Here is a 21,468-nt window from a genome sequence, read left to right on the forward strand (position 1 = left end):
ACAGCCACAAGAAGTGCGAAGAGGATGGCTTGCGCCATGAGAATGGATGACATCGGAGCAAGCTGGTGGGCCTGCCTGCTGTTCGCCAGATCGCCTCCCCGCGATATACAGCGACCGCCTGCCGTGGGCGGGCGATACCAGACAGGCCGGTCTCCGGGCTGGGTCTTGCGCTGTCGCGCCTTCCCGTTGCACATGGCAACAGTGGCAATGGCGACAACTGGGCCGGTATCCACCAGCCAGACCTTACCGTTGCGGGGGCAGCGCCGGTCTTGCACCGGCTTCCCGTTTCATCCGGGCGGCAAAGCCCGGACACCTGTCCGGCGGCGATTATACGGCAAATTGCGGTGAAACCGCGGTGATTTGGTACGAACAGTCTTGATATGCAACAAGCAATGCCAATGCCATGGCGGCATTCAGCTTGCCGCGCTGCCCCCCATGACTTAGAGTCCCGCACTAGTCCATGCCAACCCAGAGAACACCGCATCATGACCCAGTCCATCGCCCTGCCCGCCCACGCTTCTTATCAGGCTGCCCTGCAGCGCCAGAACTCGCTGACCAAGCCGGCCGGCAGCCTGGGCGTGCTGGAGACGGTGGCCTGCCGCTTTGCCGCCTGGCAGGGGCAGACCATTCCAGCCGCGCTGACGCCGGCCATTACCGTGTTTGCCGGCGACCACGGCGTGACTGCCGAAGGCGTATCGGCCTATCCATCCATCGTGACCGGCGAAATGGTGAAGAACTTCGCCGCCGGCGGTGCCGCCATCTGCGTATTGGCCCGTGCCATTGCCGCCCGGCTGGAAGTGGTGGATGTGGGCGTGCTGGGTCAGCTACCGGAACTGCCCATCGTGCACGCCAAGGTAGCCGCCGGCACCGCCAACCTGGCAGTGGAAGCCGCCATGACTGCAGAACAGTGTGCTGCCGCGCTGGAAGTCGGCCGCGCCGCCGCGCGCCGCGCCATCGAACAGGGGGCCAATCTGCTGATCGCCGGTGACATGGGCATTGGCAATACCACCCCTTCGGCGGCCTTGATCTGCCGCCTGGCCAATCTTGAGGTTGAGCTGGTGGTCGGTCGTGGCACCGGCATCGACGACGCCGGACTGGCCAACAAGCGCCGCGTGGTGGCACAGGCGCTGCAGCGCCTGCAAGGACAGTCGTTGAGCGGCACACAGGTACTGGCCGAACTGGGCGGGCTGGAAATCGCCGCCATGGCCGGCTTCTATCTGGAAGGGGCCGCACAGGGCGTGCCGGCCCTGGTGGATGGCTTCATTGCCAGCGCAGCCGCCCTGGCCGCCCGTGCCATCGACCCCGCCGTGGCCGCCTGGCTGCTGGCCAGCCATCGCTCGGAAGAAACCGGTCACCGTCTGGCGCTGCAAGCCCTGGGGCTGGAGCCGCTGGTGGAGCTGGGTATGCGACTGGGCGAAGGCTCGGGCGCAGCCACTTGCGTACCGCTGTTGCAACTGGCCATCAAGCTGCACGCCGAAATGGCCACTTTTGCCCAGGCCGGTGTCACCGAGAAAGACTGAGGCATGAACCCCTACACCCTGACCTTGCTGCGTCATGGCGAGATCGACCACGCTGGCCGGCTGATCGGCCGTACCGACCTGCCGCTGAATGAGCTGGGCTGCGAACAGATGAGCCGCAGCTGGCAGCGGCTGAACCAGCTGGCACCGGTCACCAGCATGGCCACCTCGCCGCTGCAGCGCTGCCGCGAGTTTGCCGTGCATCAGGCCTTGCACGGTTCGCTGCCGCTGAAGGTGGACGAACGCTTTGCCGAATTCGACTTTGGCGACTGGGACGGCATGTCGCGCGCCATCCTGTCCGGCCAGCATCCGGACTGGGGCAGCCGTGTCGCCGCTGGTGAGCTGATTCCGCCCGGTGGAGAAAGCTATGAAATCTTCCGCACCCGGGTACTGAGCGGCTTTAGCGAATGGATTCAGAGCGCCCGCGGCAGCCACCGGGTACTGGTCTGCCATGGCGGGGTGATTACCGCCCTGCTGGCCGAGCTGCTGGGGACCGAGTTTGCCGTGGCCAAGCTGATGACGGTGCAACGTGGCGGCTTTGCCCAGCTGTCGATTCTGGAAGGCCACCCGGCCTACCTGATGCATCTGGAAAGCCCCGGCGAAGCATGAGCCAGCCGCCCACCGCCCCGCTGCCGCCGGCACGCTGGTGGCAATCGCTGATTCTGGCCATCCAGTTTCTCACCCGCCTGCCCACGCCGCAGCTGCGCAGCTTCCACCCGGAATGGCTGGCGGCCAGTGCGCGCTGGTTTGCGCCGGTCGGCCTGTTGCTGGGCAGCCTGCTGTGGCTGACGGTGTGGCTGGGCGCTCAATACGACCCCTGGCTGGCGGCGCTGCTTGGCCTGTTGCTGTGGATAGGCATCACCGGCGGCCTGCATCTGGATGGACTGGCCGACCTGACTGATGCCATGGGGGCCGCCCATCGCTCGCGCGAACGTTTTTTCGAGGTTTTGAAAGACCCGCATGTCGGCAGCTTTGGCGTGATTGCGCTGATTTGCGCCATCGTCAGCAAACTGGTGTTGCTGATGCTGCTGGCCAGACAGCCCAGGCTGCTGGCCGGGCTGCTGTTGTTGCCGGCCTGGGCGCGGCTGTTTGCGCTGTACTGGTCGGCCACGCTGCCGGCACTGGCGCCCGGCAGTGGCGAACGCTTTGCCTGGCAGCCGCAATGGCGGGTACAGGCCATCGGCCTGCTGGCCTTGCTGGGTCTGTCGCTATGGCTGGCCCCGGCACTGCTATTGGCACCGCTGGCCGCGCTGCTGTGGCGCGGCTGGCTCAAACGCAAGCTGGGCGGCATGACCGGCGACTGCCTGGGCGCGGGCATCGAGGTGTGTGAAATCCTGCTGCTGGGCGTGTTGCTATTGCCGGTACATCTGCTGGGAGCGTAGTAAAAGTCCTGTCATCCTGCCGTCACGGTGTGGTGATGTCAGCGCCGGATACTGCCAGCATCCACAATCAGGGAGCGGCGCGCATGCAACTGGAGATCTCGCACGACCCGGCACGGCTGGACCGCGCCATGATCCTGCAATTCCTCACCACCCAGGCACACTGGGCCAGCGGCATCGATGCCGCGCTGCTGGAACGTGCCATCCAGCATTCGCTGATCATTGCCGCCTATCACCAGCAGCAGCAGATCGGTTTTGCCCGGGTGATTACCGATTACGCCAGTTTTGCCTATCTGTCCGATGTGTTCGTGCTGCCCGACTGGCGCGGTCAAGGCGTGGGACAGGCGATGATCCGCACCGCGCAGGACCACCCGCAATTGCAGCAATTACGCCGTTTCCTGCTGGTTTCACGTGATGCAGGCGGCTTTTACCGCCAGCTGGGCTTTACGCCCTTGCAGCATGGTGAACGCTATATGGAATGGCAGCGCGGTGCAGCAGAAGGGCGCTGGCTGCGTGGCCACCGCGCCCAGCCCAAGGCAGACCAGGCGGCCTGATCAGGGCAGCAGGTCAGGCCGCGCACCCGGATGCTGCTTGACCACACGCCATGGCAACTCGCTCCACCCCGGGTATTCACAAGCACGCGCCACGCGGGCAAAAGACGGCCCCAGCGTCAGCCCCTGGGGGGTGGCATACCAACTGACAAACTGCCACACCTGCGGGTCGCTGTAATCGCACTCGTATTCCTTGCCCGGCTTGGCTTGTGCCGGATACAGGCGCGTCATGGTGTTCACCAGCCACGGTGCCAGCACGCTTTCTTCATACTGGTAGTCGGCCCGCTCGCCACTGGCCTTGCGCGTAAGTTGCGGCTTGCCCTTCCCCACCCACAGCAAATCTTCCAGTTGCAGCGGCTTGCCGCTGGCCACCTCCAGCGTCAGCGGATTATCGGCAAAATCAGGATGCGCGCCACCACAGTAGTAGCTGGTGAAAATGCTCAGGCTCAGCAGTTTGCTACCCAGCAGGTGCGGCGTCACCGTTTGTTCGAAGTCGGCACCGGCAGTCCGTGCACCACCCAGCTGGCAGTCAAAATAACTGGCCACTTCCTGCCACTGCCGCTCGGCCAGCAACTGGTTGATGCGCTGCAGGCTGGCCTGTGGATAACCATCCAGCACGCGGAACAGGCGGATCTTGCTGACCGGCTCGTCCCACCATTGCAGGGTATGACCCTGCACCCGCTCACGCTTGCCTGCCTTGAGCGGCAAGTCCACCATGCGGACGTAGTCGTAGCCGGAACGCTGGCGCACCGGATTGAGCGCGCTATCGCTACTGGCCGGCCACTGCACCTGGGGATAGGCATTCAGGCTGACCGGCACCGGCCTGGCAGCCTTGGTCCCATGCCACTCCCCCACCCAGCCACCGTTTTGCGGGCGCAGGGTAATGTCATTGCGCTGTTCGTCGTATTGCAGGTTTTCACCCAGTTGCAGGCTGCCATCGGCCTGCTGCTTGCCGGTGAGGGCGATATCGCGGTGATGCTTGCGATAGAAATAGCGCCCCTCCACTGCACCGTCCTTGGCAATGTCCAGCTCCATCACCACGGCGGCCTTGCCGATCTGCCCCTGCAACAGCAGCGGGGTGGCCTGCGCCGCCAGGCTCAGCATCAACACCAGCCATCCCGCCAGTCCTGGCAACATTACGCCAGCATAGGTATTTGCGATGAAAGAGCCATACCGGCGCTGACGGCGGATGGCGCCATCGCCCTTGATGCTATCGGTCACAGACTTTCCCCCTGTAGAGAGTACGCCAACACAACCACGCCCCATTCCATGACAATGGACTGGCGCTTAGAATGAGTGGGAGACTGACGATTACCATCCATCTTGCACAGCCGACGGCTTGAGGCTGCCGCAGCTTCTGGCGCGGAACCGGCAGTGTGCCGCGCGCCGTGCTGCAGTTCAAGCCTGCCGCCAGACAGGCATGGCACAACCTTCACCGATGCCACAAAGGGGCCATCATGACTTCCTCGTCGCAAGACTACACGCTGGCCATGGAGCCGGTACGCATCGGCCAGCCAGCCCCACCGCAGGCACCCCAGCGTGACGGACTGGGCTTCAGCTTCAGCGGCAGCGCTGCGGCCTATTTCCGCATCTGGATCGTCAACCTGCTGCTGTCCATCCTCACCCTTGGCATTTATTCGGCCTGGGGCAAGGTGCGCAGCCACAAATACCTGTACGGCCACAGCCGCTTTGCCGGTGCCGGCTTCGGCTATCACGGCAAGCCGCTGGCCATTCTCAAGGGCCGGGCACTGATTTTCCTGGTGCTACTGCTGCTGGCCGTGACACAGAAATACTCGCCGGGCCTGCATGCCCTGCTCTATCTGCTGCTATTGCCGGCCCTGCCCTGGGTGGTGGTGATGGCCATGCGCTTTCGCCTGCGCAATACCAGCTGGCGGCAGATGCGCTTCAACTTCCGCGCCAGCACCATGGATGCGGTCGGCCCCTTCATCATGGGGCTGATCATCACCGTGCTGACGCTGGGCATCGGCTATCCCTATGCCCGCCACATGCAGCAACGCTTTCTGGTCAACAATGCCTGGTTTGGCAATGCCCGCTTTGAAATGCTTCAATGCGCCGGCGACTATTACCGGGTCTATTTCCGTGCGAGCGTGCTGGGCTTGCTGATGCTGCTGTTGTTCGGCTTTATCGGCGGCCTGTATTCCTCCATCATCGGCCACCTGTTTAACCAGCGGCTGAGTGTCTTTGGCCTGCTGGCCCTGGCTATTCTGGCCTACCTGATGTTGTTGCTGATGTGGATGTCCATCGGCCAGGTGGTGCGCGACGGGCTGGCCAACGTGATGTGGAACCATATCCTGCTGGAGAGCAATGGCCGGCTGCACCGCTTTGAAAGCAGCATGACGCTGCGCGGCCTGATGAATCTGCATGCCAGCAACGCCCTGCTGACCATGCTGACGCTGGGCCTGTATTACCCCTTTGCCAAATTGCGCGCACTGCGCTACAGATTAGAGCATCTGAAGATGTTTCCCGATGACGACCTTGATGCCATCCGTGCCCGGCCACAATCCTCGCGCAGTGCGCTGGGCGATGCCGCCGCCGATGGCTTTGAACTGGATCTGGGCCTATGAGTCTGCCGGGCAATTATATGGATGGCCGCAGCCCCGCCAGCCGGGCGGTGATGCTGCAGCGCGATGCCCACCACCTGGTGTTTACCGATGGCGTGCACACCCACCGCTATCTGGCACGCGAGGTGGCGTTTGAAGCCGGCCTGCCCGGCCTGCCCGACAAGCTGCAATTGCCCGATGGCGGCGTGATCGAAGTGGCCAGCGAATACCGCTGCCGCCACCTGAGCGGTGGCCTGCCACTGGGGGTGCGCCTGCTGGAGTGGCTGCACAGCGGCTGGCAGGTGCTGGCCGTGCTGGCGCTGCTCACCGTCATCGCCGTCTGGTGCGGCTATCGCTACGGCCTGCCCTGGCTGGCCGATGAGGCAGCCCGGCGTACCCCCATCGCCCTTGAAGAACAAATGGCTGCGCCCACCATCAGCCTGCTGGAAAAAACCAACAGCATCCGCCCTTCGCAGCTGTCACAGGCCAGACAAAATGCCTTGCAGGCCCTGCTGCTGCAGGCCGTGCCCAAGAACAGCCGCTATCACTATCAGCTGCGGGTGGTGGATTCACGCGATATCGGCGCCAATGCCTTTGCCCTGCCCGCCGGCCAGGTCATCCTGACCGACCAGCTGGTCAAGGTGGCCAAAAACGATGAAGAGATCTTTGCCGTACTGGCGCATGAGGTAGGCCATGTGGAGGGGCGGCACGGGCTGCGTGGCCTGATCCAATATGGTGGCCTGTCGCTGGCCGTGACACTGTTCAGCGGCGATACCACGCCAGTGCTGGCGGTGGCCCCCATCATGCTGGCCGACATGAAGTACTCGCGCGATTTCGAGCGCGATGCCGACCGCTACGCCTTCCGCGCACTGGCTGCCCGTGGCAGCTCTCCCTGCGTGCTTGGCCAGTTCCTCACCCGGCTGGGCGGCGCAGATGGCGCGGCCACCTCCTTGCTGGCCAGCCACCCCGGCAGCGAGGAACGCAGCCACCCCGATGGCCAGCAATGTCCTGCCTGACACGCTTGCCGTGTCAGGCGCGCCCGCGCCTCAGTCCTGTGGCCCGACCCCCTGCTCCTGATGCTGCAACCACCAGCGCCAGCGCAGGCGCACGTCGTACCATACCGGCCGCAGCCCCAGCACGAACAGCAGCAGCGCCAGCGGCAGGGTAAAGGCATAACCCAGATGCTTGAAACCCAGCGCCCCCACCACCCCGCCCAGGAAAAAGGCTGACAGAATCATGCCGTACACCCACAGGCGGCTGCGGTTGGACTTGATGTCCTTGATCTTGGGGCTGTGCAGGTGGTTGTAATAACTCATCTTGGCCAGCTCGATGCCGATATCGGTGGCAATGCCGGTCATGTGGGTGGAGCGCAGCAGGCCGCCGGACAGCTTGGTGACGATGGTGTTGTGCATGCCCATGATGAAGCACAGCAACATCACGGTTGGCGGGGTAAACAAACCCTTGTGACTGGCCAGCCCGGCACCCAGCAGGCCAAACAGCAGCAGCAGGCCGGCTTCTTCCATCATCGACACCCCGTAGCCGCCACGCAGGCGCTGGCGCCTGGCCCACAAGATCAGCCAGGTGGAGTGCATGGCGCCGCCAATAAAGCACAGCAACATGATCAGCATGGACAGCGACAGGCGGATTTCTCCCAGCGCCAGGTCATCGGCCATGCCGGAAACAATGCCGGAAACATGCGAGGTGTAGCGGTGCACCGCCAGAAAACCACCGGCATTGAGCGCACCGGCAATAAAGGCCATGGAGCCGCCCAGCTGGCGCAGCACGCGGTCATTGAACGCGCCGCGATCCAGCAGGCGGGTGATATTGCTTGAACGTCGGGACATAGCAGACCATGAAAAAACGGCAAGGCGGGATATCCCCGCATTGCCGTTCATCATCCATCCTTGGCCAGCCTGCTGACAAGCGCCGGCCCGGTTTCATTTGCTGCAACGCAATAATCAGCGACAGCTTTGCAGCGGAATCCCCGGCGTCAGCCGTTTTTGCAACGCCTGCAGGCGTTCGGCCTGCGCCGGCTCCAACGCCTTGAAACTGAGCATGGTGGCAGCACCCTTCTGCCCCTTCTGCTCGGCCAGCGCCTTGTCAAAACCGGCGGCCTTGAGTCTGGCCAGCATGGCCTTGGCCGCGGCTTCCTGCCCGAACAGACCGAGCGAGACACTGCCCTTGAACGGGTCGTTATGCACGATGTAGTTGTCGAAGCCCTTGTCCTTCAGCTCGGCTGACAGGGTCTGGGTTTCGGCCTGCGTGGCCAGTGGCGGGTGATAAACCCAGAACTTGCCCGTGCCCTTGACCTCGCCTTTGGCGGTTTCCGTCATTTGCTCGGCCTTCAGCTTGAGGCTGGGCAGCCCCCCCTTGACCCGCGCCAGCAACTTGGCATCCAGCGTGCCCCAGTCGTAGCAGGCCAGCGCCTTGGCCGGCTCCGGCTTGGCCGCTTCGGCTTTCGCTTTGTCCGCCGGCTTGTCGGCTGCTTTGGCTTCCACCACTTTTTTCACTTCAGCCTTGGCTTCCGGCTTGGAGGCTTCCGCTTTCGCCTTGGCCGCTTCCGGTTTGCTGCTGGCCGGTTGTGAGGCAGCCTTGCCCAGATCACCCGGCTGCAGGGTCTCGGTTTGCGGCATGGAGGCCACCAGCTTGAGTGGGGCGCTGGCATCGCTGACCGGAGCAGAAGCCGGCTGCCAGTCGGGCGGCAGCAACTTGACCTGCTCCGGGCTGATTTCCTGGGCGTGCACGTCTGCCGGTGGCCGTTGCTTGAACGAGCCATAGCCGGCTACCGCCAGATTGAGCACCACAATCAGTACCAGAAACCACTTCATGATTCGCACGCCACTCTCAAGAGTCCCATCAGCACCAGATTATCCACGATACGCGGCGGCACGGCGAGTTGCGCGGCGATGACCGCGGCATCGCCGCCCGTCAGCAAGACTGGCGGCAGGCCACGGCCGGTATGTGCGGCCAACTGCCGGCCCATGCGCTCGATGGCACCACACTGGGCCGCCAGCACACCACTGGCCAAGGCATCGGCCGTGCCTTGCGGAAAGGCTTGCACCTGTCCCGCCAGGCGATCCAGCTGCGCCGTGCCCTGGGCCAGGCTGCGCAGCATCAGTTGTTGCCCGGGCAGTATCATGCCGCCCAGATAATCGCCCTCGGCGGTCAGCGCTTCCACTGTCAGCGCCGTGCCGGCACAGGCCACCACCACATCACCCGGGCACAGGCTACGCGCCGCCAGTACCGCCAGCCAGCGGTCGGCGCCCTGTTCGGCCGGATTGCGGTAGTGATTGCGCACATCGGCAAAAGCGGCAGTGGCACGCACCCACTGCACCACACAGGGTGCGGCTTGTGCGATGGCCTCGGCCACTTCGGGGCGGGCCACGCTGGCAGCATGGACGGTGCGAATCGGCCAGGCAGCCCATTGCGCGGCCAAGCCGGCAATGGCGTCATGTGCGACGGCGCCTTGCGCCAGCCAGCCGCGGCCATCATGCACGCCCCATTTCAGCCGGCTGTTGCCGGCATCCAGCAACAGCTTCATGTACGACTCCGCAGGCTGACTTCACCGGCGTGAAAGATGCGCAGGCTGCCATCGGCGGTTTCCACTTGCAAGGCACCGTTTTCCGCCACACCGCGGGCTATGCCATCCACTGGCTCGCCATGGGAAAAGCTCAGCCGCACCGGAGAGTTTTCATGGCTGGAGCAGCGCATCCAGTCATCACGGAATGCGGCAAATCCTTCGCGATTGAAGGTATCCAGCACGATGGCCAGCTCGCTGAGCAGCGCCGCCAGCAACTGGTTGCGCCCCAGCCGGATGCCGGCCTCGGCCAGCGAGGCCACCGGCTGGTCCACTTCACCGGGGCTGTCCAGATTCAGACCGATACCGATCACCACCGCCGCCGGCCCCAGTGCGTCGCCGGATAGCTCGATCAGGATGCCGGCCAGCTTGCGGCCATTGAGCAGCACATCATTCGGCCATTTGAGCTGTACCGGCACCGCCAGCTGATGCAGGGCACGCGCCAGCGCCAGCCCCACAGCCAGTGACAGGCCGGCCAGCTCCGCCAGGCCGCGATCAAAGCGCCACAGCAGGGAAAAGGTCAGGCCGGCCCCCAGCCGGGTCTGCCAGCGGCGACCCAGGCGACCGCGCCCGGCCGTCTGCATCTCGGCCGCCAGCACCAGGCCGTGCAGGCCACCACTGGCAGCACGCGCCATCAGCTGGCTGTTGGTGGAGTCGGTCCGTTCCGCCACCGCCAGGGTGAATGTTTCTGCTGCCGGCGTGGTGAGTGCCTCGCGCACACGTGCCACATCCAGCCACTCGAAAGGCTCGGCCAGCTTGTAGCCCTGGCCGCGTACGCTGAAGACCATCAGGCCGAATTCCTGCTCGATGGCATGCACCGCCTGCCAGATCAACGTGCGCGAACAGCCCAGCTCGCGCGCGATGTCGGCGCCGGAGTGGAAGCGGCCATCACTGAGCTGGCGCAGTACGGCAAAAGCATGTTCGCTCACTGCTGATCCTCGGCCGCACGGATCTTGTTGATGGTTTGCGTGGTGGAAGTGGCAAACAGGAAGGGAATGGAATGCACCTGGCCGCCACGGGCCAGGGTTTCGGCGCTGCCGACGATCTTGTCCACCGCCCAGTCACCACCCTTGACCAGCACATCCGGCTGCACCAGTTCAATCAGATCCGCCGGGGTGTCACTGTCAAACCAGGTCACCAGGCTGACACTTTCCAGCGCAGCCAGCACGGCGGCACGGTTCAGCTCATTATTGATCGGGCGATCATCGCCCTTGCCCAGGCGCTTGACCGAGGCATCGGTATTCAGGCCCAGCACCAGGCTGGCACCCAAGGCGCGTGCTTGCGCCAGGTAGGTGACATGGCCGCGATGCAGAATGTCGAAACAGCCATTGGTGAACACGATGGGTCGCGGCAACGCCGCCAGCCGCGCCGCCAGAGCCTCGGGCGCGCAGATCTTGTCTTCAAATGCGGGGGTGGGGTAGGACATGGATTTCCTTGTGACAGCCATACTGCCCCGCCAGAGCGGGATAAGCCGCCAAGCATATCATTACGGGATACTCACGCCCAAACCACACTGGCTTAACGCCAGCAATCCGCCACAGAACCACTTGCTGCCGTCTTGGTTCCCAGATTATCCAGCGTCAGGGTGCCGCAGTTGTCATTCTGATAGGTGGTGCTATTGCTGGCGGTGATGGTAAAAGTCGAAGAAGCTGCCACCGTGGAAATGGTATAGGCAGTCGCGCCATTCGATGTGGTCACGGTCGTCGCAGACTGGCTGGCGTTATAGCTGTTGTTCATGGTGAACCAGCGCTCCTGCTCCTGCGCCATCTGCACCATGGTGGCCTCGGCTTGTCCACGGCGTCCACGCATGACATAGCTGCTATACGAGGGGTAAGCAATGGCGGCCAGAATGCCGATAATCGCCACCGTGATCAACATCTCGATCAAGGTAAAGCCACCCACAATACGTCTGTTATGCATGTTTGCTCCACTACCAGGTTTGTACGATTTCACGCCAGGCCAGGCGGCCAACACTGCCCGTTGCCTTGTTCACCGCCTTGCATACGCCCATGCCGGATGAGCCTGCCTCACACACCCACTGGTTACCGTTCTGATCAATCAAAGTCAGCGCCTTGCCACTGCTCACACCGCTGGAATTGGTCGGTGAATAGCGGGAAGCCACCTGATCTGAGCCGTTGACCACTCCATCGCCATTGGTGTCATACACCGGATAGCTGGTCATTGCACCATTGAAAATACCGACATCGGTCAACCAGGTGGTACCCCCGTTGGTACAACCAGAGGTATCCGGAATCAGGCTGGTAAAACGCACGGTCTGCCTGTTACGCAACACTGGAGAAGCAATCACCCGCTCATTGGCGGTCAAGGGCATATACCAGCCATTACCGCCACTGGCCACCGAATTAGTACTGGAGGTGAAATAACTGCCACCGGAGGTTCCGGACACCTGTGTACCAATACTTTGCCCCACCAACGTACCGGTAATCGGATTGCCAATATTGCTGCCACTATCATGCAGACCATACAAGGCCTGCGTGGACATGGTACGGTCATTGTCAGAGAGGAAGATACCAGTACCAAATAGTACCCAATATCCCGAAGTGGGATCTCGCGTCACGACTGGAGCCGCCGTAATCGGCTGACGGCTTCCCAAGGTGGAGTTACCACCAGACACTGTCACACCATATGCCGTAAACAGGGGGGCGCAATTACTGGAGCAGGTGGAGTTCAGGTTACCGCCACCACCAGACAATTTCCAGTTACTACTTACTGCAGAGTTAAGATTGAATTTCCACATATTGCCATTGATATCGCCGGCATAAACAAAATCCACCATGCCATCACCATTGATATCCACTGATGCCGGACTACCCATTGCATTCGGAGTAATGGTCTGACCACTCTGATTCGCCACATCAATACGGAAATAGTTTGTCCCCAGCGTCCATGGCTGGCCAGCCTTCTTGTCCAGATAAAGAATATAAAGCGAGGCAATGGCGCCTGAGCCACCATTATTATATCCATTACCGAAAATCACTGCCGGGCGACCATTTTGCAATTTGACTATTTGCGGAGTACCTATCGTCAATCCCAGATTGGCATCATCGCTGCTGGTAAACTCCCACAGCACACTGGACGCGGTCATTGCATCCGGCCGGGTTACATCAAGAGCATAAACGCTATTGCCACCCGCACCGGTTGTTCCCACCAGCACTGTATGTGTTTCCGGGGTAGTTAACAGATTGCCGGTAGAGGGAGAATAAGTAAAACAGACATCACGTACATTAGGTGTTCCATCGTTATAATAGTAATTATGCGAATACGATGGTGAAGTCAGCGTAGGCAAATTTGCATAGATCGCAGCAGGCAAATAGGCAAAGCGCTCGGTACCTGTCATATCGAAGCCATGCAGAAATCCATCATTGGCTGCTACATAAACCATGTTGGGCCGCGCCATGATGGCAGCTCGATCAGTAGCCTGGCTACTACTATTAGCTGCATAAGTGCAACCCGATACCAGATAGGTGGTTGGCGCTGCCATATACACCGGCGTGGAGTTGACAATATCACCAAGGCGGTAATTCCGGGCACGGAATTTAGGTGATGAGCCACTGGCCTCATAGGTTTTGTCACCACGCAAATAATTCACCCGGTTAGCACCCTGACTATCCGTACTGTTTAGAGCAGTTTTTTGGGCTGCACCAGCGGCAAGCGCATTAAACCAAGTAGTATTGAATAAGGCACCGGCATTGGTCGTCTGGTCGTAGGTCAGCACATTGCGACTGCCCACACCACTACTCCCATTCAACTGAGATTCCAATGTCGTTTTGGCGCGCCAACCATGCGTGTTATCCTGCACCAGCGATGGTGGCGTAGTCGCATTAGCCTGCACGATTTGATAGGCAATCAAGTCACCATGCCAGTCAGTCGAATCAAATGACGACTGAAATACATAAGCCGAAGAAAAAACCTGGGAACCACTGGAAGTAGTAGCCAAACCAGCCAGCGTAGGGTCAGTCGCCGCAGTAATGGAAGCAAAAGCCGTCTGCAGGGCAGTGGTCATGTTGTTGGGGTTATTGGCCTGGGCAAAATTACTGGGTGTACCATTGGGATAGGCCGCAATACTGGTCGTCCCCGCCGCATCACTGGTCCATTCACTGCGCACATCCGGCTTCTTATTGTTGTTGCTATCAGTAAAACCACCATACTTGGCTGCCAAGTAAAAAGGATTGGTAGTCTGTGACTTGGCATTCCCATTCTCCACCACATCAATCATGAAGGCACTAACCGTTTGATTTCCTATCAAATCAGAACGCAAGTCAGTCACATTGGCCCAATAAGCCAAACCGGCAATATACGGTGGAGAATTGGTTGAGCCCGTATTAGTACTGGCCAGGTTACTGACCCCCTCCTGATTGCCGATCGAATTGGTCCATGCCGTTACCCCACTGCCACTACCAGATACCGGAGGGGTACCCATATTGGAGGCTGGATCATCACTGGGCGCCGTAACCGATGTCTGGTTACCGGTAGCGTAACTTGCCCAGCCTGTTCCTGGCAAATCAACGTCACCATGGGTATTGGTATCACCAATGTAAATGATGAAATTCTTCTGGCAAGCATTGATGATGGGATCATCCCAATCTGTAATGACAGGGAAATTATCTTTCATCGCCGTGGTCAAGCCACTGGTAAATGCAGAGTAATTACCCAGCTTGCGATAATAGCGCAAGGCAGCATAATAAAGTTCAGCTGCCGGATCATAGGTTTTATAACCGTTGGCATCACCAAATTTATTAAGATAATTAATCACCCCGCTATTGGTCACACTACTACCCGTCGCATCATCGGTATCCGGATTGACCACAAAAGTACCATCTACACTGCTCCACTCAGCGCCCAGCGTGTAGGAATTGGAAGATGTACTTGCCGATGTTGTGCTGGAATTAAGACCCGGATACTTCATTCTAGCCCGCAGCACCCCACCCATACGCATATAATTGGAGTCAATCAGATAGCCAAAGGCACTAAAACGCATATCACCACCATGCGCCTGAATCAACCCTTCCGGCTTGTAATTACTACCATACGCAGAACAATTATCTTCCAGACCATTATTATATTTTGAACTAACTCCCAACCCCGTATATCCGGCGGCAGTGATGCCACTCACGGTGGTACACACCTGCACCATCGCATTGAATGTGCCAAGCGTTGTCCAATTTGAGCCATCATTGGAGCCGGATACCGTCACCTGCCAGTTGAGACTGGTAAACTTCAGTTGGCTATAAGAATATTGCGTCAATGTCGAAGCATTGGTTTTCAGGATACGGCTTCCATCAAACCCATAGACCTGATTCTGCCCTGACACAATTCTCGCACGCCGCAAGACAGTCAGCGTTGCGGTATCACCATTGGAATAATCCGTACTGGTTCCCGCAGTACCAGAGGCACGATTGCCACCAGTAAGGGTCTGCCGGAAAATATCAATAGCCGACATGGTCGCCCAGTTAAGCAGGGCACCACTCCAATAACTGCTTCCACAGGTTCGATTGGTTTTGCTATTCACCAGGCTTTTAGGGACAAAATAACCATTAGTTGAATCATAGCTATAGCACTTGTACTGATCAAAATAACCACGGTGATCCTTGGTCATTTCTGTGGCATCAAAAGTACGGTTTGTATAAGCCTCACCAGCAGTCGGGTATTCTACTGACAAACCCAACAATACATTCGGACCATAGCGTCCACCCACCCCGGCCAAGGGCACACTGGCAACAGTAATAGCAGCCATGGCCTGCAGCCCACCCATCAGGGCGATCAACATGCCACAGGCAAATCTCATCCATATTTTTAGCATCATGTCTGCGCTCCTGCCTTTAACCATAAGGGCGGAAAATACTTTCCAGCGTCACATTGATTTGCTGATTCAAACCGAATCCCCGGCCAGTAATCCGATACAAATAAGACTGATCACCAGTCTGGGCGGTCAGATCGATACCCGCAGCACCATCGGGGAACACCTCGATCACATAGCGAGGTGTCAGCATTGCCGCGTAGGGAACCGTCCAGCTACTACTATCAATCGCTGCGGTCACCGTATCACTGGCATTACTCAGATTACTGTTGAGCAAAACATGCATCGGGCCGCTCGCGTTCGGCAGACATAGCCCGCTGGCAGTCACATTCGCAACCGTGCAATCGACAAATCCATTGGCATTAACGATGCTACCTTTGGCAATCAGGCCTTCGCTATAACGTAGCGTGGCTTCTGCCGCTTCGGTAGCCAATGAAAAGTCCCGCCCATTGCGCGCAAAACGCTCTTCCTGCACCGATGAATATGAAGCGGAGAGCGCTACCAAGGTCAATGCCACCAGAAACACCAGAGCAATAATCAGGGTAACACCGCGCTGTCGCCGCAAAGACCGACCGATCATGATTTCCGGTTCCTAAGACTAAAGGTGGACTCAAATACCCGGCGCGTCCAGCACGGTGCTGAAGCAATACAGCTCGTAGACGTAGATAGCGGAGAGACTATCGAGCCTGAGTCATTGGTACCTGCATAATTGCTGCCAAACATATTGAACGAAGCTGGCTCGGCACGGTTTTGGCTATAAACCGGATCAGTACGCGCCAGCAGGGCAATGCGCATCGCCACCACCTGACTCATGTTGACACTGCTACTAGGCGGCAGATAACTGTTTGGTACACCATCACCATCTGAATCCACCCCGAGCAATATCTGTAAGCGCTCTATATTGTCGGCTATCGGGCCCGTACTCAGATTGGGACTGCTGGGAGAGCTACCATTCCATGTCACATCACACATCAGTGTTGGGCGGGTAACCCCACCGATAGTATTGACGCTAATATAGAAACGGTTTTTCACCAGGGTATTGGCAACAGTAACCGAATTACCCAGACAATCCGGCATCGCATTACCGGAGCTGGCTTGTGGGCCGGTTAGAAAACCAATGGTAAATTCATCCGAGGTCACACCATTCAGTATGGCTAATCCATTTGATGCAGTGAAACCACTGACCGCTACATCATTGACTGCGGCCAAAACATCACTTGCCTGTATGCTGGGACTGGAGAAATTACCACTGGCATCGATTGGGGTAGGGTTATACACACCACTGGCATTAAATGTCCCACCCAGTGCATCGTAATAACCTGCCTGCTTCACAATCCGTCCAATCTGTGCCATGGCATAGCGTGCATTATCTTGCATCTGTGCATGCCCAGACTGGGCCTTGCTGGTCGATTGATTGGACACATACAAACTGGTAACGGCAAAGGTTACGATCAAACCAATAGTGATGGCGACCATCAACTCCACCATGGTCAGGCCGCTTTGTTTATAGCGTGCAACTCCGGATATTGGCATCAGTTCGGCCTCACAAAAAACTGCAGCTGCGCAGCCTGCGACACGGCAATCCCTTGAGATGCCTGTCCTCCGGCGTAACCAGCTCTTTCCTGCCAGCCGATGCTCACCGTATATCCATTACTGGCTGCTGCCACGCTAATGGTGCCGCTGCTCATACCACCGCGCACAGGATCGGCGGCAATAGCCGCCATTTCAGACAAATCGAAATCACGCTGCTGCGTGGTGGTACACGAAGCGGTAAAACAGTTGGTTACCGTTCCGGAAGAGGTCTGGCTATAGTCAGCGGTCGGATTATTACGAATGCGCTCTGCCATTTGCTCAGCCAGCAAGGACGCCTGGGCGCGGGCAGCGCTTTGAGCGGAGTAGCGCAGATTGTTCAGCTGCAAACCGGCAATGCCCAGCAAACCAATAGCCAGAATGACAATCGCCACCAACACCTCCAACAAGGTAAAACCACGCGCAGACTGCCGTATGACTTGCCGTTGACTCATGGACAAGACTCCCCACTGCTCAGTGCTGCGGGCATCGGACGGCCCGCAGAAGAAAAGGTCAGCTTTTTGGAAATGGCCGCGTTGGCACTGTCATCACACACCATGATGCTGTTTGCCGAAGTCCAGCTGCCGTTGTACATCTGCACCCGGCCGGTCGGCAGATAGCGGAAAGAAGTGACTGCTGAAGCATTGGAAACGGACAGGCGCAATGTGCTGTTGATATCCATCTTGCGCAGGACAACCAAGTCCGTCGTACCGGAAGCAATCGCGTTACCGAAATTGACTGAAGTACCCGTAACCAAAGTGTTATTCCGGTTCAGATCGGCAAAAACCACCCAACCGGAATTGAAACTGCTGGCATCACAGCCACTTGAGCTGGAACTGCTTGCGCAAACCACAACAGGTACACCCGTGCGCACCGCATTACTGCGAGCGGCCAGAAAGGTCTGCTGCAGATCATTGGCCGCAGAACTTATCCGGTTACTACGCACAAAGCTGCTCATAGAGGGTGCTGCTATAGCCAATAGAATGGATGCAACCGCCAACACCACAATGACCTCAATAAGCGTAAAACCGTTTGCCGACCTGAAACGAGCCATGAAAACACCTGAGCACAGATTTTTACATCTGCATCATAAGAAAATTCTTACTTCATAGAAAAATTTTCTGACAGACGCGCTTAAAAATCCGACTGCCGTGCCTGGTGACTTACAGCACATCCCCCTAGCGTGCCAAAGCCGCCCACAGGCGGCTTATGCGATGACATCAACACCAGAGCCAGCCCCAATGCAAAAAGCCCAGCTCGGTTGAGCTGGGCTTTTGTAAGGGGAGTCTGGCGGTGTCCTACTTTCACATGGCGAATGCCACACTATCATCGGCGCTAAGGCGTTTCACGGTCCTGTTCGGGATGGGAAGGCGTGGGACCACCTCGCTATGGCCACCAGACATAAACTGTCAACAAACTTGAAGAAGCTTTGTGCCCCAGACACCGTCTGGAACACTGAATTAATCAGGTATCTTTATCCTGGATCTTTGATCGCGTCGCACATTACACCATCCGTCAGCTCGGTCTCCCAAGCCACTCAAATGATAGGATCAAGCCTCACGAGCAATTAGTATCGGTTAGCTTAACGCCTCACAGCGCTTCCACACCCGACCTATCAACGTCCTGGTCTCGAACGACTCTTCAGGAGGGTCAAGCCCTCAGGGAAGTCTCATCTTCAGGCGAGTTTCCCGCTTAGATGCTTTCAGCGGTTATCTCTTCCGAACTTAGCTACCCGGCAATGCCACTGGCGTGACAACCGGTACACCAGAGGTTCGTCCACTCCGGTCCTCTCGTACTAGGAGCAGCCCCCGTCAAACTTCCAACGCCCACTGCAGATAGGGACCAAACTGTCTCACGACGTTTTGAACCCAGCTCACGTACCACTTTAAATGGCGAACAGCCATACCCTTGGGACCGGCTACAGCCCCAGGATGTGATGAGCCGACATCGAGGTGCCAAACACCGCCGTCGATGTGAACTCTTGGGCGGTATCAGCCTGTTATCCCCGGAGTACCTTTTATCCGTTGAGCGATGGCCCTTCCATTCAGAACCACCGGATCACTATGTCCTGCTTTCGCACCTGCTCGACTTGTCGGTCTCGCAGTTAAGCTACCTTTTGCCATTGCACTATCAGCACGATTTCCGACCGTACCTAGGTAACCTTCGAACTCCTCCGTTACACTTTGGGAGGAGACCGCCCCAGTCAAACTGCCTACCATGCACTGTCCCCGATCCGGATAACGGACCAAGGTTAGAACCTCAAAGGGGTCAGGGTGGTATTTCAAGGTCGGCTCCACCAGAACTAGCGTCCTGGCTTCAAAGCCTCCCACCTATCCTACACAAACCACTTCAAAGTCCAATGCAAAGCTACAGTAAAGGTTCACGGGGTCTTTCCGTCTAGCAGCGGGGAGATTGCATCTTCACAAACACTTCAACTTCGCTGAGTCTCAGGAGGAGACAGTGTGGCCATCGTTACGCCATTCGTGCGGGTCGGAACTTACCCGACAAGGAATTTCGCTACCTTAGGACCGTTATAGTTACGGCCGCCGTTTACTGGGGCTTCGATCAAGAGCTTGCACCCCATCACTTAACCTTCCAGCACCGGGCAGGCGTCACACCCTATACGTCCACTTTCGTGTTGGCAGAGTGCTGTGTTTTTGATAAACAGTCGCAGCCACCGATTCTCTGCGACCTGTCGTAGCTTCAACCGCAAGGGTCTACACCACAACAGGCATACCTTCTCCCGAAGTTACGGTATCAATTTGCCGAGTTCCTTCTCCTGAGTTCTCTCAAGCGCCTTAGAATTCTCATCCTGCCCACCTGTGTCGGTTTGCGGTACGGTTCTTGTGTAGCTGAAGCTTAGTGGCTTTTCCTGGAAGCGTGGTATCAGTCACTTCAGGTCCGTAGACCCTCGTTATCACTTCTCGGTGTTAATGAAAGGGCGGATTTGCCTACCCTAACCACCTACCAGCTTGAACGACCTATTCCAACAGGCCGCTGACCTAACCTTCTCCGTCCCCACATCGCACTACACAAAAGTACGGGAATTTTAACCCGTTTCCCATCGACTACGCTTTTCAGCCTCGCCTTAGGGGCCGACTCACCCTACGCCGATGAACGTTGCGTAGGAAACCTTGGGCTTTCGGCGAGCGGGCTTTTCACCCGCTTTATCGCTACTCATGTCAGCATTCGCACTTCTGATATCTCCAGCATCCCTTACGAGACACCTTCACAGACCTACAGAACGCTCCCCTACCATCTGCACTTACGTGCAAATCCGCAGCTTCGGTTATCAGTTTGAGCCCCGTTACATCTTCCGCGCAGGACGACTCGACCAGTGAGCTATTACGCTTTCTTTAAATGATGGCTGCTTCTAAGCCAACATCCTGGCTGTCTGGGCCTTCCCACTTCGTTTACCACTTAACTGATCATTTGGGACCTTAGCTGGCGGTCTGGGTTGTTTCCCTCTTGACGATGGACGTTAGCACCCACCGTCTGTCTCCCATGCTCGCACTTTCCGGTATTCAGAGTTTGCCATGGTTTGGTAAATCGCAATGACCCCCTAGCCATAACAGTGCTTTACCCCCGGAAGTGATACATGAGGCACTACCTAAATAGTTTTCGGGGAGAACCAGCTATCTCCGAGTTTGTTTAGCCTTTCACCCCTATCCACAGCTCATCCCCTAGTTTTGCAACACTAGTGGGTTCGGACCTCCAGTGCGTGTTACCGCACCTTCATCCTGGCCATGGATAGATCACTCGGTTTCGGGTCTACGCCCAGCAACTAAAGCGCCCTATTCGGACTCGGTTTCCCTACGCCTCCCCTATGCGGTTAAGCTTGCTACTGAACGTAAGTCGCTGACCCATTATACAAAAGGTACGCAGTCACCCCTTGCGAGGCTCCCACTGTTTGTATGCATCCGGTTTCAGGTTCTATTTCACTCCCCTCCCGGGGTTCTTTTCGCCTTTCCCTCACGGTACTGGTTCACTATCGGTCGATCACGAGTATTTAGCCTTGGAGGATGGTCCCCCCATCTTCAAACAGGATTTCGCGTGTCCCGCCCTACTTTTCGTATGCTCAGTACCAAGAATGAAATTTCGTGTACGGGGCTATCACCCACTATGGCGGCCGTTTCCAAGGCCTTCCACTATCTCAATCTCTATCACATACAGGCTATTCCGCGTTCGCTCGCCACTACTGACGGAATCTCGGTTGATTTCTTTTCCTCGAGTTACTTAGATGTTTCAGTTCACTCGGTTCGCTTCCACAGACCTATGTATTCAGTCTGGGATACCCTTGCGGGTGGGTTTCCCCATTCGGATATCGCGGGATCAAAGCTCTATTGCCAGCTCCCCCGCGCTTTTCGCAGGCTTACACGTCCTTCATCGCCTGTGATCGCCAAGGCATCCACCAGATGCACTTAGTCGCTTGACCCTATCATTTCAGTAACCTAGATTACCAATCCGACAGAATGTGTTTGTGCGACATGTCACAC

18 protein-coding genes, 2 rRNA genes and 1 riboswitch are annotated in these 21,468 nt (G+C 58.0%); of the genes, 6 read left to right on the top strand and 14 right to left on the bottom strand.

Going from position 1 to position 21,468, the window contains the following annotated elements:
• Positions 1–126 precede the first annotated feature (126 nt).
• Positions 127–332: riboswitch (cobalamin riboswitch) on the bottom strand.
• A 153-nt stretch (positions 333–485) separates the two neighbouring features.
• The 4 genes from cobT to JHD64_RS03060 all read left to right on the top strand — a co-directional run bounded on the left by cobT (position 486) and on the right by JHD64_RS03060 (position 3,450).
• The gene (cobT, locus tag JHD64_RS03045) at positions 486–1,520 is read left to right on the top strand and encodes a nicotinate-nucleotide--dimethylbenzimidazole phosphoribosyltransferase (protein ID WP_110313593.1); all 1,035 of its coding nucleotides are present in this window, start codon (positions 486–488) and stop codon (positions 1,518–1,520) included.
• A 3-nt stretch (positions 1,521–1,523) separates the two neighbouring features.
• On the top strand, positions 1,524–2,126 hold the full coding sequence (locus JHD64_RS03050; RefSeq protein ID WP_059285828.1) for a histidine phosphatase family protein: 603 nt from the start codon (positions 1,524–1,526) through the stop codon (positions 2,124–2,126).
• A complete protein-coding gene (gene cobS, locus JHD64_RS03055) occupies positions 2,123–2,899 on the top strand; it encodes an adenosylcobinamide-GDP ribazoletransferase (protein ID WP_199052203.1) in 777 nt (258 codons plus the stop codon). Before JHD64_RS03050 ends, cobS begins: the two co-directional genes overlap by 4 nt.
• Before the next feature lie 83 nt (positions 2,900–2,982).
• Positions 2,983–3,450 (top strand): GNAT family N-acetyltransferase, encoded by a 468-nt coding sequence (locus JHD64_RS03060; RefSeq protein WP_199052204.1) that lies wholly within the window; start codon positions 2,983–2,985, stop codon positions 3,448–3,450.
• Here the strand turns inward: JHD64_RS03060 and JHD64_RS03065 are convergent, their stop codons facing one another.
• Positions 3,451–4,668, bottom strand: coding sequence for a hypothetical protein (locus JHD64_RS03065; protein WP_233170307.1), 1,218 nt, complete (start codon positions 4,666–4,668; stop codon positions 3,451–3,453). It abuts the gene before it with no gap.
• Positions 4,669–4,904: 236 nt separating this feature from the next.
• Here JHD64_RS03065 and JHD64_RS03070 point away from each other — a divergent pair, with 236 nt between their 5' ends.
• Both JHD64_RS03070 and JHD64_RS03075 read left to right on the top strand, forming a co-directional pair.
• Complete coding sequence (locus JHD64_RS03070) at positions 4,905–6,032, top strand: YjgN family protein (RefSeq protein WP_059287462.1); 1,128 nt, start codon at positions 4,905–4,907, stop codon at positions 6,030–6,032.
• Positions 6,029–7,024 carry a M48 family metallopeptidase gene (locus JHD64_RS03075; RefSeq protein WP_199052205.1) on the top strand — a complete coding sequence of 332 codons (996 nt, stop codon included), beginning with the start codon at positions 6,029–6,031 and terminating at the stop codon, positions 7,022–7,024. The genes JHD64_RS03070 and JHD64_RS03075 overlap by 4 nt, the downstream gene beginning before the upstream one ends.
• Positions 7,025–7,054: 30 nt before the next feature.
• Here the strand turns inward: JHD64_RS03075 and JHD64_RS03080 are convergent, their stop codons facing one another.
• The 13 genes from JHD64_RS03080 to JHD64_RS03140 all read right to left on the bottom strand — a co-directional run bounded on the left by JHD64_RS03080 (position 7,055) and on the right by JHD64_RS03140 (position 21,407).
• Positions 7,055–7,852, bottom strand: coding sequence for a YoaK family protein (locus JHD64_RS03080; protein ID WP_199052206.1), 798 nt, complete (start codon positions 7,850–7,852; stop codon positions 7,055–7,057).
• Between the two features lie 114 nt (positions 7,853–7,966).
• Positions 7,967–8,836, bottom strand: a complete 870-nt coding sequence (locus JHD64_RS03085) for an SPOR domain-containing protein (protein WP_199052207.1) — start codon at positions 8,834–8,836, stop codon at positions 7,967–7,969.
• On the bottom strand, positions 8,833–9,549 hold the full coding sequence (locus tag JHD64_RS03090; protein WP_199052208.1) for a type III pantothenate kinase: 717 nt from the start codon (positions 9,547–9,549) through the stop codon (positions 8,833–8,835). The genes JHD64_RS03085 and JHD64_RS03090 overlap by 4 nt, the downstream gene beginning before the upstream one ends.
• The gene (locus JHD64_RS03095) at positions 9,546–10,514 is read right to left on the bottom strand and encodes a biotin--[acetyl-CoA-carboxylase] ligase (protein WP_199052209.1); all 969 of its coding nucleotides are present in this window, start codon (positions 10,512–10,514) and stop codon (positions 9,546–9,548) included. Before JHD64_RS03095 ends, JHD64_RS03090 begins: the two co-directional genes overlap by 4 nt.
• The gene (gene rfaE2, locus JHD64_RS03100) at positions 10,511–11,011 is read right to left on the bottom strand and encodes a D-glycero-beta-D-manno-heptose 1-phosphate adenylyltransferase (RefSeq protein WP_059286898.1); all 501 of its coding nucleotides are present in this window, start codon (positions 11,009–11,011) and stop codon (positions 10,511–10,513) included. The genes JHD64_RS03095 and rfaE2 overlap by 4 nt, the downstream gene beginning before the upstream one ends.
• Positions 11,012–11,103: 92 nt before the next feature.
• Entirely contained in the window at positions 11,104–11,505 is a 402-nt protein-coding gene (locus JHD64_RS21905) for a type IV pilin protein (RefSeq protein WP_082693596.1), read from the bottom strand.
• Between the two features lie 10 nt (positions 11,506–11,515).
• On the bottom strand, positions 11,516–15,409 hold the full coding sequence (locus JHD64_RS03110) for a pilus assembly protein (RefSeq protein ID WP_199052210.1): 3,894 nt from the start codon (positions 15,407–15,409) through the stop codon (positions 11,516–11,518).
• 16 nt (positions 15,410–15,425) lie between these two features.
• Positions 15,426–15,983: a PilX N-terminal domain-containing pilus assembly protein gene (locus tag JHD64_RS03115; protein ID WP_059286895.1), complete on the bottom strand. Its 558-nt coding sequence runs from the start codon at positions 15,981–15,983 to the stop codon at positions 15,426–15,428.
• Positions 15,980–16,936 carry a PilW family protein gene (locus JHD64_RS03120; protein WP_199052219.1) on the bottom strand — a complete coding sequence of 319 codons (957 nt, stop codon included), beginning with the start codon at positions 16,934–16,936 and terminating at the stop codon, positions 15,980–15,982. Before JHD64_RS03120 ends, JHD64_RS03115 begins: the two co-directional genes overlap by 4 nt.
• Positions 16,936–17,427, bottom strand: a complete 492-nt coding sequence (pilV, locus tag JHD64_RS03125) for a type IV pilus modification protein PilV (RefSeq protein ID WP_059286894.1) — start codon at positions 17,425–17,427, stop codon at positions 16,936–16,938. Before pilV ends, JHD64_RS03120 begins: the two co-directional genes overlap by 1 nt.
• Positions 17,424–18,026, bottom strand: coding sequence for a GspH/FimT family pseudopilin (locus JHD64_RS03130; protein WP_199052220.1), 603 nt, complete (start codon positions 18,024–18,026; stop codon positions 17,424–17,426). The genes pilV and JHD64_RS03130 overlap by 4 nt, the downstream gene beginning before the upstream one ends.
• Positions 18,027–18,257: 231 nt before the next feature.
• Positions 18,258–18,372: ribosomal RNA gene (gene rrf, locus JHD64_RS03135) — 5S ribosomal RNA — on the bottom strand.
• 146 nt (positions 18,373–18,518) lie between these two features.
• Positions 18,519–21,407, bottom strand: a 23S ribosomal RNA gene (locus JHD64_RS03140).
• Positions 21,408–21,468 lie beyond the last annotated feature (61 nt).

Origin of the sequence: Aquitalea sp. ASV15 (assembly GCF_016429115.1) — a bacterium.
GTDB lineage: Bacteria > Pseudomonadota > Gammaproteobacteria > Burkholderiales > Chromobacteriaceae > Aquitalea > Aquitalea magnusonii.